At 57.8% G+C, this 12470-nt stretch carries 13 protein-coding genes and 1 tRNA gene; 7 read left to right on the forward strand and 7 right to left on the reverse strand.

The window, feature by feature from the left end:
• The coding region (locus BA066_04080) for a hypothetical protein (GenBank protein ID RDD53491.1) at positions 1–813 on the reverse strand (813 nt) is incomplete at its 3' end.
• Between the two features lie 57 nt (positions 814–870).
• Between BA066_04080 and BA066_04085 the strand changes: the two genes are divergently transcribed.
• The gene (locus tag BA066_04085; protein ID RDD53492.1) at positions 871–2550 is read left to right on the forward strand and encodes a TIGR04190 family B12-binding domain/radical SAM domain protein; all 1680 of its coding nucleotides are present in this window, start codon (positions 871–873) and stop codon (positions 2548–2550) included.
• On the opposite strand, the gene BA066_04090 is transcribed toward BA066_04085, so the two are convergent.
• The gene (locus tag BA066_04090; protein ID RDD53493.1) at positions 2536–3348 is read right to left on the reverse strand and encodes a radical SAM protein; all 813 of its coding nucleotides are present in this window, start codon (positions 3346–3348) and stop codon (positions 2536–2538) included. The two genes, BA066_04085 and BA066_04090, sit on opposite strands and share 15 nt — an antisense overlap.
• Positions 3332–4246: a radical SAM protein gene (locus tag BA066_04095; protein ID RDD53494.1), complete on the reverse strand. Its 915-nt coding sequence runs from the start codon at positions 4244–4246 to the stop codon at positions 3332–3334. Before BA066_04095 ends, BA066_04090 begins: the two co-directional genes overlap by 17 nt.
• A gap of 60 nt (positions 4247–4306) precedes the next feature.
• Between BA066_04095 and BA066_04100 the strand changes: the two genes are divergently transcribed.
• Positions 4307–6169, forward strand: a complete 1863-nt coding sequence (locus BA066_04100; protein RDD53495.1) for an aldehyde ferredoxin oxidoreductase — start codon at positions 4307–4309, stop codon at positions 6167–6169.
• The gene (locus tag BA066_04105) at positions 6166–6444 is read left to right on the forward strand and encodes a hypothetical protein (GenBank protein RDD53496.1); all 279 of its coding nucleotides are present in this window, start codon (positions 6166–6168) and stop codon (positions 6442–6444) included. The genes BA066_04100 and BA066_04105 overlap by 4 nt, the downstream gene beginning before the upstream one ends.
• 62 nt (positions 6445–6506) lie before the next feature.
• Here BA066_04105 and BA066_04110 read toward each other — a convergent pair whose 3' ends face one another.
• Positions 6507–6827 (reverse strand): hypothetical protein, encoded by a 321-nt coding sequence (locus tag BA066_04110; GenBank protein ID RDD53497.1) that lies wholly within the window; start codon positions 6825–6827, stop codon positions 6507–6509.
• Between BA066_04110 and BA066_04115 the strand changes: the two genes are divergently transcribed.
• Positions 6801–7289, forward strand: coding sequence for a hypothetical protein (locus BA066_04115; GenBank protein ID RDD53498.1), 489 nt, complete (start codon positions 6801–6803; stop codon positions 7287–7289). The genes BA066_04110 and BA066_04115 overlap by 27 nt on opposite strands.
• Positions 7290–7414: 125 nt before the next feature.
• Complete coding sequence (locus tag BA066_04120; protein RDD53499.1) at positions 7415–8209, forward strand: hypothetical protein; 795 nt, start codon at positions 7415–7417, stop codon at positions 8207–8209.
• Positions 8210–8366: 157 nt separating this feature from the next.
• Here BA066_04120 and BA066_04125 read toward each other — a convergent pair.
• The 3 genes from BA066_04125 to BA066_04135 all read right to left on the reverse strand — a co-directional run bounded on the left by BA066_04125 (position 8367) and on the right by BA066_04135 (position 10943).
• Positions 8367–8439: transfer RNA gene (locus BA066_04125), tRNA-Thr, on the reverse strand.
• 33 nt (positions 8440–8472) lie between these two features.
• Positions 8473–9846, reverse strand: a complete 1374-nt coding sequence (locus tag BA066_04130) for an aspartate kinase, monofunctional class (GenBank protein RDD53500.1) — start codon at positions 9844–9846, stop codon at positions 8473–8475.
• On the reverse strand, positions 9837–10943 hold the full coding sequence (locus BA066_04135; protein ID RDD53501.1) for a homoserine dehydrogenase: 1107 nt from the start codon (positions 10941–10943) through the stop codon (positions 9837–9839). The genes BA066_04130 and BA066_04135 overlap by 10 nt, the downstream gene beginning before the upstream one ends.
• 9 nt (positions 10944–10952) lie before the next feature.
• On the opposite strand from BA066_04135, the gene BA066_04140 reads away from it, so the two are divergent.
• Both BA066_04140 and BA066_04145 read left to right on the forward strand, forming a co-directional pair.
• Positions 10953–12194, forward strand: coding sequence for a molybdopterin molybdenumtransferase MoeA (locus BA066_04140; GenBank protein RDD53502.1), 1242 nt, complete (start codon positions 10953–10955; stop codon positions 12192–12194).
• A 50-nt stretch (positions 12195–12244) separates the two neighbouring features.
• Positions 12245–12470, forward strand: a 226-nt coding sequence (locus BA066_04145) for a molybdopterin molybdenumtransferase MoeA (GenBank protein ID RDD53503.1), incomplete at its 3' end; no start/stop codon positions are given.

Here is a 12470-nt window from a genome sequence, read left to right on the forward strand (position 1 = left end):
CCTCCTCCCCACCACCCTCACACCGGGCTCTAGCTCTATGGCGAGACCGTTGGGTCCAATAAGTCTCGCTTTTCTCTCCCTAGGCTTGGGTGGAGCCTCCTCGAGCGTTTCCATTTCAACCCTTCCCCTCATGACGCGTGATTCCTCCAAGACCTTCCTAGGCCTTGGAGGGGCTTGTTCCGGCTCCTCATGTCCCTCAGGAATCTCCTCTTCCTCCTCAACGACCTCCATTCCCGCTCTGATCAGGGCCGTCAGAGAGATCATCGATACGAGGGAGCCTAATGCTCCGATCAGTGAACCTTGCATTGTATACCCGGCCATGACCACGAAGGGGGGCGGCACCAGCAGGAGGGAGCCCAGCACAATTGCCCTGGATCCGACTGAGAATCCAAGCCTCATCAGGGAGTATGAGACCAGCAACTCCAGCAGGACCATCAGGATCGCCGCGAGCAGGAGTATAGGTCTTCCAGAGAGGGAGTAGGCATCCAGTCCGAGGCTCCGAAGGTCCTCATAAGCATACGAAACTCCTACCGCCGTGAAGAAGATCGCGACCGGAAGTAGGTACTTCGTGAGCCTGCCCAGGACGCAGAACGCTCCACTTAGAGCGTTGCATACGTTGGTGAGTCCCCTTAGGGCAATAGTGTAGGCTAAAATGGCTAGCGCCGTCGATGACAGCAGGGATGGCATCCTCACGTCATAGCTGAATAGCATTCCATGGGATTCCATAAGTGCCAGGGCTGTTTGGGACAGGAGAAGGGTTATCAGTGAGAGCCGAAGTCTCCTCAGGCCCGCTGTCAGCTCATCCATGCCCATCCCGCCTATGGGAAAAAGTTAAGTAAATAAAGATCACCCTCCAGGCGGTGTCAAAACTTGAGGCTCGACGTGGCCCTGATACACCCCCCTAGCGTGCACGACTTCAGGAAGCTTCCCTCTTATGCCTGCATGATCAGCGAGGTGATCCCGTCCCACCAGATTTTCGACATGATACCTTATGGATTCTTAACACTCGCCACCCACCTCGAGAGGAGCGGCTTCGAAGTTGGCATCTTCAACCTGGCCGCCAAGATGTTGAGGGATGAGAGCTTCGACGTGGAAGGATACTTGAGGAATATCGAGGCCGATACCTTCGGCATAGATTTCCACTGGATGGTCCACGCGCAGGGAGCCATAGAGTTAGCCAAGATCATAAAGCGGATCCACCCGAACAGCAAGGTGGTTCTTGGGGGTCTTTCTTCCACCCTGTTCAGGCGCGAGATAATGGAGCTCTACCCGTTCATAGACGCAATAATACTGGGGGACAGCGGGGAGATCCCCCTCGTCAGGTACCTGGAGGAGGGGCCTGAGAGAGCTCCGAACGTCATCTGGAGGGAGAACGATAGGGTTAGGGAGAACCCGATCAGCTGGGTCCCGGATTCCCTGGATGAGTTCCAGATAGATCACGGGTTCCTGCTGAGGAACATGAGGAGGGTGAGGGACCTCTCGCTCGGATCCCCATTCGCCTCCTTTCAGGAGGCTCCAATAGCCGGCGTAATAACGGTCAAGGGGTGTCCGTTCAACTGCCTCACCTGCGGGGGCTCGAGGTACGCATATGAGAGGTGCTTCATGAGGAGCAGGATCGCCCTGAAGTCCCCCGAGGCCATAGCCGAGGAGGTCGAGGGTATAGCTGGCATGTCCTCAATGCCCATCTTCTTCGTAGGGGATCTCAGGATAGGGGGTGTGGAGAGGGTGAGGAGGATCTCAAGGCTCCTGAGGGATCTCGACCTGGATAACGAGCTCATCTTCGAGTTCTTCACACCCCCATCCAAGGAGGTCCTCAGCGCCCTGAGGGAGGCCTCCCACACGGTCTACCTTCAGATATCGCCTGAGAGCCCGTTTGAGGAGGTGAGAAAGGCCTTCGGAAGACCTTACACGAACTCCTCACTCGAGAAGCTGGTCAGGTACTCGAAGGAACTTGATTTCGCCAGGCTGGATCTCTACTTCATGATGGGCCTTCCCCTCCAGAGGAGGGACCACGGCCCCAAGGTCGCTGACTACTTCAGCAAGCTCAGGGGGCTTTCCGATAGGATCGATTCCTTCCTCTCCCCACTCGCCCCCTTCGTCGATCCCGGGAGCAGGGCCTTCTCCGATCCCGAGGGGCACGGATACAGGATACTGTTCAGGGGGCTGGAAGACTACAGGAGGGCCCTGACCACGGTTCACTGGATGAACTCCCTGAATTACGAGACGGAGTGGATGAGCAGGAGGGAGATAGCTGAATCCACATTAGACGGATACGAGGCTCTCCTGAACGAGAAGAGAGCCCGTGGGATGATTGACGATGATGTCCATGAGCTGGCCATTCGCAGGATATCCCTGGATAGGGAATTGATCCTCAGGATAGAGAGGGGATCACCCACCTCTGATCTTATGGAGAGGATCAGGGAGTTATCAATAGAATACGATGCAGCCGTGAAGAGGGGCGTTTCCCTTTACCCGACCGGGAGCCTAACGAGCAGGGTGAGGAGCCACGTACTGAGGATGCTGCTGAGGGTCGTCCTAGCCCTCGAATAGTGCGAGCATCTCATCTGGTATGGAGCAGCAGGCCATCACCCTCCTCAGGTTGAGCGAGTCATGGGGGTTCGCTATCCTATCCACGATCCCCAGGAGAGCGTTATCGTACTCCCGCTTCAGCCAGGGGGCCCTCATGCAGCCGAGGCTCACCCTAGAAACCCTGCTTATCATCTCAGCCGCCCGCCTCATCTGCTCCGGGGACGGCGGTTCCTCCCCCCGAAGCTCGGTCCCCTCCGTGGGGATGAATCCCAGTATCACGGCCCTCCTTATCCCCAGGTCCCTGAGGACATCCGCGTAGCCACTCACTCCCTCTCCTGACCCGGGCAGCCCTAGGGTGATGTGCGGGACCACCTCTATCGATTCCATCAGCAGGTTCTCCATACCCCTTATGTAGTCCTCCGGCCTCAGTCTGAGCCCCTTGGATGACCTTATCGCACCCTCATCAAGGATCAGCTCGTAATCCGCCACATCTATCCCTACCCTTCCTAGAACCTCCGCTTCCCTCCTGTCCAAGGGACCCGTGTGCATGCTCATCACGAAGCCGATCCTCTTCAGCTCCATCATCGCTTGAGAGAAGGGCATGAAGGGGAGCCTGCCCTCCCTGGTGAAGCCACCGCTTATGAGGATCCCCCTGACACCCCTCCTCCAGAGGGCCCTCCCGACCCTCAGCAGCTCCTCCGGGCTCCCAACACCGATCATCCCCCTCAGCCACCTCCCCGCGCACATCGGGCAGTTCAGCTGGCATGCCCTCCCGGTTATGCTGATCTCAGCGAACATCCCCTTAGGGAAGAAGCCCAAAGTATCTGATGGCACGCTCCGCCTCCTCCCTCACTTTCTCCCAGTTCCTCTTGAGCAGCTCGGGCGATGGGAAATTGTAGAGCTCACCCGCTGGGCTCTCGTTGTAGAAGGGCCTGTTGCAGCCGGGACAGCCTGATGTCAGGAAGGCCTCCTTGTAGTCATCTGGATCCATGCGCCTCATCTCCCTCAATGGCAGGCCGTTTCTCATCAGGTGGACGACCACCTGAAGGAACCTGTAGTACTCGATCGGGGGCCTCCCCCTGTTCTGGAGGGGGGTCCCGGGGACTGGGGTGAATGCGAATAGGGCGACCTCGCCTCCCCTCTCATAGACGTGGGATATCATCCTGAGGGCCTCCTCGGGCGTCTCCCCAAGTCCGGCGATAAGGTGAACATATACATTCCCCCTACCGTAAACATCGATGGATTTCTCGAGGAACCTCAGGTAGTAATCGAAGGAGCCTGGCTTTCTGACATCCCTGAACACTCGCTCGGACATGGCATCCAGGCCTATTCCCAGCATCTGGGACACCCTCCTCATCTCCAGCAGCTCCCGCTCCCCGACCGGGTTAGTCGCTATGGATACCGGCACCTCGAAAAGTGATGCCACCTCTATCAGGTCCCTCCAGAACATCCTCCTGAGGACTGATTGCACGCAAACCCTCTCAAATTCCCGCTGAGCCCCCAAGATGACGCTAAGATCCGTCTCGGGCCAAGCCACCCTAGAGATCCTCTCGCCGCCCAGCCACTGGGGGCAGAAGAGACACCCACCCTCGCACCTCCCAGCTATCAGGAGGTAAGCTGTCCTAGGCTGCTCCTCGACCCTGAGCCGCTTGAGAGATCCCGCTCTCGAGAGGGTCCCTATGGATGCCCTCACCCTGCCTATTCCCTCGACCCTCACCGCAAGATGGCCGCTGATTAAGCTTTTAACTTTTGGTGCCCCGCGCGCTCGGGTGCTCTCATGAGGGGTGGCTGGACCGGGAAGGTATTGAGGATAGATCTAAGCAGGGGCAAGTCCGTCGTCCAGGACCTGGACCCGAAGGTCGCGGTAGATTTCCTCGGAGGTAGGGGCTTCGCAGTAAAGGCTCTTTGGGATGAGCTTCCTCGGGGGGTTGACCCCCTCTCCCCCGAAAACCTGCTCATATTGGCCACCGGGCCCCTGACTGGGATAAGCATGCCCAGCAGCGGGAAGCTTGTCGTGGCCGCCAAGTCCCCGCTGACTGGCGGATACGGTGACGGCAACATAGGTACTAGGGCCTCCGTTCAGGTGAAGAAAGCTGGTTATGATGCTGTCATAATCTCTGGTAAGGCTGAAAAGCCATCCATGGTTGTGATAGAGAATGAGAAAGTGGAGATAAGGGATGCCAGGGACCTCTGGGGACTGGACACCTATAAGGCACAGGAGGAGCTTGAGAGACAGTATGGGAAGAGCTCGGGGATCCTCACCATAGGCCCGGCAGGGGAGAGACTCGTAAAATTCGCGGTGATAACATCTGAGAAGGGGAGGGCCGGTGGCAGACCTGGCATGGGGGCCGTGATGGGCTCGAAGAACTTGAAGGCCATCGTGGTGAAGGGAAGTAAGGAGATCCCACTGGCGGATCCCAAGGAGGTCGCTAGGCTGGGCGCCGATTCCTTCAGGGACATAAAGTCTAAGGAGAATTATGACTTCTGGGTGAGACAGGGCACGATGGCCACGGTGGAGTGGGCCAACGCGAATGCCGCGCTACCAACCTACAACATGAGCGAGGGCGTCTTCGATGGATACGACAAGGTGGGAGGGAACGCCATGGAGAAGGTATACAAGATAGGTCAGAAGGGGTGCCCGAACTGCAACATGCCATGCGGGAACATAAATGAGATAAAGGAGGGACCGTACAAGGGGAGGGACACTGAGGTCGATTATGAGAACATAGCAATGCTGGGACCAAATCTGGGGATAGACAACATGAACTGGGCCCTGACCCTGAACCTGGTGGCCGATGAGAGTGGGGTGGATACGATAAGCCTCGGAAGCGTCCTGGCCTTCACGACGGAGGCGATGAAGAGGGGCTTAGTTACCCCGGAGGAGGTGGGGATGAGGCTGGATTGGGGGGATGGACAGGCCTTCCTGGAGCTCGCCAGGAGGGTGGTGAGCAGGGAGGGATTCGGATCCCTGCTCGCTGAGGGAGTGGCCCAAGCATCGCAGCGCATAGGAAAGGGATCTGAGAGGTTCGCCATGCACGTCAAGGGCCTCGAGATAAGCGCCTATGACTGTCACGCCTACATAGGGATGGCCCTGGCCTACGGGACCAGCCCAATAGGGGCCCACCACAAGGATGCCTGGTTCATATCCTACGAGATAAGGGAGGGCAGGGGTGTCGTCAGTGAGGAGAGGGTGAGGAAGCTCATATGGATGCAGAACGTGAGGGGAGGATTCTTCGAGAGCGCAGCAGCGTGCAGGCTGCCTTGGGTGGAGGTGGGCTACGACCTGGAGTGGTATCCCAAGTTCCTCAAGGCAGCCACCGGGCTGGACTACAGCTGGGACGACCTTCACATGGTAGCGAACAGGATATACACACTGATCAGGGCCTTCTGGGTGAGGGAGAAGGGTGGTTGGGGCAGGTCGCTTGACACCCCTCCGGCCAAGTGGTTCGAGGAGCCCCAGACGAAGGGTCCTCTCGCTGGGAGCAAGCTCAGCAGGGAAGATTACGAGAGGATGCTCAGCTGGTACTACGAGAACAGAGGATGGGATCAGAACGGGATCCCGAGGAAGAGCACCTTGAGGAAGCTGGGGCTGGATTGGATCATCCCAGAGCTGGAGAAGGTTGTTAAACTGGCTGAGTGAAGGGGAAGGACATGAGGGTGAGGTTCCTGGGGAAGCCCAAGGAGATAATGGGAGGGGAGGTGGAGCTGGATCTTGGTGAGGTCAGGCTGAGGGATCTTCTGGAGAGGCTCCCCAAGGAGGTCACGGAGCTCATAACCGATGGGAAGAAGCTGAAGATGATAGTGCTCATCAACGGGGTCTCGGCTGAGTCCAAGGGGGGGCTAGATGCTCTGGTCTCACCCCAAGATGAGGTCCTCATAATGCCCGAGATAAGTGGGGGGAGTCCCGCTGCGTGAGCCGGGATGGGCTCAGCTCCCCAACATCTCTTTGACCTCCTAGGTTTCGGGACCATTTGGGGTCATATCGAGTAGCTCATGCCCTCCCTCTCGTTCGACCTCACGCCGGGTTGGGGGATCGGGGGTAGAGGAGGGGGGACGCCTATCGAGCGGCAGATCAGCACCACCTCGCTCGTTCCGATCGTATAAACGCTTTGAACTATCGGTGTCGGGATCCTACCATCCCTTAGATCCGAGATCAACGCGTCAATCTCGTTAGGGGTGCCCCTAGCCATCACCCTGCCCTCCACGGTGATCCTGGCTATGGAGGGCATGTAGCTCACATCTATCACGAACTTCCCCCTGGCCGAGTTCTCATGCCTCTCGATCTTACCTATGTTCATGCTAACAGATATCTGGAGGTTCTCCGGCAGGGGATCGTCCGGCTCTATGAACCTCTCGCCGGAGACCCTGGTCACCCTCACTGCCACTTCCATGGTTCTCCACTCCCCTCGCCCGCCCCTTCTGAGAAAAGTTTTTCGCATACCACCCCCCCAAGACCGGGTGACCATATGAGGGTGAGGAAGAGGGACGGTAGGGAGGAGGACTTCTCCAAGATGAAGATCGTGGCCGCTCTGGTGAAGTCCGGATCCTCCGTCGGGCTGGCCGATAGGATAGCGAGCGAGGTTGAGGATGCGTTCAGGAGCAGGGACCTTGTGGATTCCTCCGAGATAAGGGAGCTCGTCCTGAGCAGATTGAAGGAGAGCGACGCTAGGGCTTATGAGAACTGGCTAAGGTTTGATTCAAAATCGAAAGGGCTGGAGCCTCGGGCGGGGACACAAACTATGATGCTGCCGTCACCATGAGGATGTGGGGAGCCCGTTCCCCCTGAGGCCAATCGATGGACCCCGAGATGGGAAGTCTTTCTGCCAAAAGTGCGGTGAAAGTATGAAGATAGCATCTCGGAGAGGGCGGATAAGAGGGATCGAGGATGGTCACTCTGATTGAACTTATAGAGCTCTCCCTCAGGATAAAGGAGAGGGTTTCCGAGTACCTGGGATGCGACGTCGAGTTCGAATACTCCAGCGAGGGAGGGGACACCGTGAGGGCCGTTGACGAGGCCGCCAGGCTCGAGATAGAGGAATGGGCATCCGGGTCCAAGAGGCCGAGCATAGTGAGCGAGGAGAACGGGTTCATAGAGGGGGAGGAGGAGGGGCTCATATTGATAGATCCCGTGGATGGCAGCTCCAACGCCGATAGGGGAATACCATTCTCCTGCGTCTCCATAGCATACTCCAGATCTAGATCCCTCAGGGACCTCTCCATGGCCGTCATACTCGATCTCTTCTCAGGAAACCTCTTCTATGCGGAGGAGGGTAGGGGAGCTCATAAGAATGGTACCAAGATATCCGTTAGGGAATTCAGGGGGACCCCCGTCATATACGCCCCCTGTCAGGAGCCGGATCCCCTCAGGAACTTGGGGTTCAAACAGATAGCCAGGAGGGATTATGGATCCGTCGCTCTAGGATTAGCCCTAGTAGCTGAGGGGAAGATAGATGCCTTGGTGAGTCTGAAGGAGGATCTGAGGGCGGTTGATGTAGCGGCCGGCCTTCTGCTCGTCAAGGAGGCCGGTGGTTCTGTTTTCGTCAATAAGATGGAGGTTCATGGGCTGGAGAGGGAGCTTGGTGTTGTGGCGGGTGTAGAGCAGCTCTCCTCGAGGCTTGCCCCCAAGAACTACCTGAGGTTGTGGGGCACCATCGGAGAGAACCTTGGAATCAAGAGATGAATTGCGGAGCTGGAGGGCTTTCAGCGCAGCCGATGGACGCACCAGCGGCGCGCTCAAGTTTCTCACGCGAGTCCCAATCAAATCAGCAAGAGTTTCTATTCTCAAGGGGCATAGCGGAAATCTTTTGAGCCCTTTCATGAATTCGGGGAGGCGGTGAAGCCCCGGGGGGGTCTCGAACCCCCGACCTGCCGCTTACAAGGCGGCCGCTCTGCCTTCTGAGCTACCGGGGCCGGATGCTCATGTTGGTCGTGAGAAATTTAACCTTAACCCTCTACCCTACTCAACTCGAACTCCTCGTGCAGGGACCTGACGGCCTCCTCCCCATCCTCCCCGCTGACCACGAAGGATATGCTCAGCTCCGAGGATCCCTGCGCTATCATCTTCACGTTTATCCCCCTCTCAGCGACCGCTCTGAATACCCTAGCGGCCACTCCAGGCGTTCCCCTCATGCCCGATCCTATCACAGCCACCGCGGCACATCCCCTATCCAAGGTCACCTCCCTGAACGTGTTCCCGAGCAACTTCGCCTCTATAACTCCTCTGGCCTTCTCCGCCGCCCTGCCATCGAGGACCAGGGATATATCGGACTCCGAGATGGATTGTGATATCATCTGCACGTTCATGGATCTCTCGGAGAGCTCCTTAAGGAGCGTATAAGCGCTTCCGGGCCTACCCACCATGCCCGCGCTCCTCACAGTGAGTATCGACACCCCCTTCCTCATGCCCACGGCCCTGACGACGTTCCCGGTTCCCCCCTCCTTTGATATCAGGGTGCCCTCGCAAGCCCTGTTCCTGAAGTTCCTGACCCTGATTGGGGTGTTCGTCAGCATCGCGGGTTCAATGAATCTTGGATTCATTCTCTTTGCTCCGAAATGAGCCATCTCTATCGCTTCCATGTATGAGACCCTTCTTAGGAGCCTGGCATCCCTCACTATCCTAGGGTCGGCCGTCATGAAACCATCCACGTCCGTCCAGAGCAGGACCTCCTCCGCATTCAGAGCGGAGCCCACGAGCACTGCGGTCAGATCGCTGCCTCCCCTTCCCATCGTGGTGACCTTCCCGTCCCTCGTCATCCCAGAGAACCCGGCTATAACAGGCAGCGTGTCCTCAAGTACTGGCAGGAGCCTCGTCCTCAGATAGACCCTGGTCGCCCTGAGAAGCGGATTTGCATTCCCGTATAGATCATCCGTGATTATGCCCGCCTCACCTCCGGTCATGAACCTGGAGTTTATCCCTCTGCTCCTCAGGAGACTCGATAGTATCCTACCACTGAAGTTCTCACCGAACGAGGCCACCAGGTCCCTGACCCTCGGGGTCAGCTCCCCGAGGTAGGTGATGCCCCTGATCACCCTCTCGAGCTTCTCGAATTCCCTCCTCACGTCCTCGCATGCCAGCCCTAGCTCCTCGCAGACCCTGAGGTGCCTCTCCTCCAAGTCCATCAGCAGCCTGCTCGAGCCGATCTCGTCTCCAGAGGCAGCTAAGCTGGAGAGCTTCAGTAGAGAATCCGTGACACCCTTCATCGCTGAGATCACTATTATCTTATCACCCTTCTCACCGATTTCCGCTATATAATCGCATATCTCGATGAAATCACTTGAACCGTTGAGTATTGATCCCCCGAACTTCATCACCAGCATTGTCCCGCCCCACTCAGGCTCATCTTGAGCTCCACCAAGTCCCTCACGATGGCCGCCGCTGTCTCCTCACCGCCGGCCCCCTTTCCGACAAGAGTGTGCCTTCCGGTGTGCTCTGCGAAGAACGAGACCGCATTCAAGGCACCTGAGACGGCTAGGGGATCCTTCCTATCGATCACCTCGGGTCTCACCCTCAGTCCGGACCCATCCGCGCTTGCTATCAGCCTCACGGTCTTCCCCTGGGACAGGAGCTCCCTCCCCACCTCAACCCCTCTTATGCCCGCGACCTCGACGTCCCTTAGGGTCGCATCGGACTCCATCGCCAAGTTAGACAGTATGACGAGCTTGGCTGCTGAATCCCAGCCATCTATATCGTTTGAGGGATCAGCCTCGGCATATCCTAGCCTCTGTGCCTCTGCAAGAGCCTCGCTGAACGGGATGCCTGATTCCATCATCGTCAATATGTAGTTTGTCGTCCCATTGAGCACACCCCTTATGGCCAGGATCCTCTCCCCAACCAAGCATCTCCTCACGAATCTCACGAAGGGCGTTCCCCCACCGACCGTCCCACTGAAGAGCAACATCAAACCGCTCTCACGGAACATCTCCACCAGGGCAGGCATTTCTAGAGCAAGAGGTCCTTTATTGGCTGTTATCACATGCTTCCCGGTGTTGAGAGCTGCCTTTATGTGAGAGAGGCCGGGCTCTCCATCCCTGAAGTTCGATGGGGTCATCTCTATCAGGACCTCAGCCTCGACCTCCCTCACCAGGTCGGCCCCCCTGAGATCGGTCTCCCCCTCCAGGCCAGCCAGGGATCCCCGCTCATTCTTTTGATCCAATATGAGCTTTGGATCAAGACCAATCTCGCTGTAAACGGAGGATCTAGAGTCGGAGACCGCAACTAGTGTTGGATTGAGCCCGTACTTCGACCTGAGCTCCGGGGCCTTCTCGATCAGCATGCGTAAAAACGCCTTGCCAACCACCCCAAGCCCCATCAGTATTACGCGCATGTTGGGGAGGGGTTGGGCACCATCACAATAAAAAGTTTGTCCGCTGGCATCGGGACGACCCGGGCTATTATTTAAAAATTCAGGAGGCATCCGATCGCGATGAGCAGGCTGTTCAAGGAGTTAAGGAGGGTCGAGGACGCCTTGAGCATAGTTTACAGGTACATAGAGCCACTACCGAGCGAGAGGGTGAGCACCGATGAGGCCTTAGGACGTGTTCTCGCTGAGGATGTGATCTCCCCGATGGACATCCCCCCGTACGACAGGGTGGCCTTCGACGGATACGCCGTGAGGGCTGAGGACACCTTCGGGGCCTCCCAAGACAACCCGGTGGTCCTGAAGATCAGGGGCACTTCCTTCCCGGGAGAGGAGTTCGAGGGGGAGATATCGGCCATGGAGGCCGTCGAGGTGTCCACCGGGGCGCCCCTGCCCAAGGGGGCTGATGCTGTCGTCCCGCTGGAGCACAGTAGGAGGCTGGGGGATCACGTGGAGATCCTGAAGCAGGTGGCACCCGGGGCCAATGTCGATAGAGCCGGAAGTGACCTCAGGGCTGGGGACCTGGTTCTCAGGAAGGGCACTCAGGTGGGACCTTTCGAGCTCCTGGCTCTGGCCTCGCTCAACGTGACGGAGGTTAGCGTGATCCGGAGGCCCATGGTCTGCCTGATAGCGATCGGGAACGAACTCGTGGAGTTAGGATCAGAGCTGAGGAGGGGCAGCGTCGTGAACTCGAACGTCCTAGGGGTGAGGGCTCTCATAGAGGAACTTGCCGATGTCAGGTACCTGGGGATCTGCAGGGACGACGTATACTCCCTGAGGGATCGCCTCTCCTCCTGCAGCGACTGCGACATCATCGTCACGATAGCCGGAAGCAGCGTGGGGGAGAGGGATTATCTGAAGGATGCCATAGAGCTTATGGGGGGAAGTATCCTAGTCAGAGGTCTTAGTATGATGCCTGGAAGACCCACATCGCTCGCCATCGTCAACGGAAAGATCCTAGTGGGACTACCGGGCTATCCCGTCTCCGCCATGATCGCCACGATGGAGGTCCTCCTGCCAATCCTGCAGAAACTCTCCGGAATAGAGGGGCATCCGGTTAGAACCAGCGTGAGGGCCAGGCTATCCAAGAGGGTCCCCTCCTCACCAGGGGTCAGGCATTACGTCAGGGTGAAGTTGATGAGGGAGGGGGGCGAGTACAGGGCCCTGCCCGTGAGGATAGGCGGCGCCGGCATAGTGAGCTCGCTCGTGAGATCTGATGGTTTCCTCATAGTGCCAGAGGAGGTTGAGGGATACGAGGAAGGGGAGTACGTAGATGTTATAGTTCACAGGAGGTGGTTGGACATTTGAGGAAGGTTTTCAGGCATCTGAAGGGACTAGATGAGGTTAAGGAGCTCATCATGAGGTATGAGAGGCCCAGGAGGCTGGAGAGGATAGCAATCTGGGATGCTCTGGGCAGGATCCTGGCCGAGGACATCGTCTCGAGCGTGGATGTGCCTGAGTTCGACAGGGCTATGCTTGACGGCTACGCCGTGAGGGCTGAGGACACATTCTGGGCCGATGAGGACAATCCGGTCGAGCTGAGGGTCGTGGGAAGAGCTTCGGCTGGCCACCCCTTTCCGGGGG

The organism is Candidatus Korarchaeota archaeon NZ13-K (assembly GCA_003344655.1).
Taxonomy (GTDB): Archaea; Korarchaeota; Korarchaeia; order Korarchaeales; family Korarchaeaceae; genus Korarchaeum.

Excerpts from the sequence above, each read along its gene's own strand:
- BA066_04110 (RDD53497.1), bottom strand. The coding sequence starts at position 6,827 with ATGAACATAGGTAAGATCGAGAGGCATGAGAACTCGGCCAGGGGGAAG.
- BA066_04120 (RDD53499.1), top strand. The coding sequence starts at position 7,415 with ATGGTCACTCTGATTGAACTTATAGAGCTCTCCCTCAGGATAAAGGAG.
- BA066_04135 (RDD53501.1), bottom strand. The coding sequence starts at position 10,943 with ATGCCTCCTGAATTTTTAAATAATAGCCCGGGTCGTCCCGATGCCAGC.
- BA066_04140 (RDD53502.1), top strand. The coding sequence starts at position 10,953 with ATGAGCAGGCTGTTCAAGGAGTTAAGGAGGGTCGAGGACGCCTTGAGC.
- BA066_04100 (RDD53495.1), top strand. The coding sequence starts at position 4,307 with ATGAGGGGTGGCTGGACCGGGAAGGTATTGAGGATAGATCTAAGCAGG.
- BA066_04115 (RDD53498.1), top strand. The coding sequence starts at position 6,801 with ATGCCTCTCGATCTTACCTATGTTCATGCTAACAGATATCTGGAGGTT.
- BA066_04130 (RDD53500.1), bottom strand. The coding sequence starts at position 9,846 with ATGCTGGTGATGAAGTTCGGGGGATCAATACTCAACGGTTCAAGTGAT.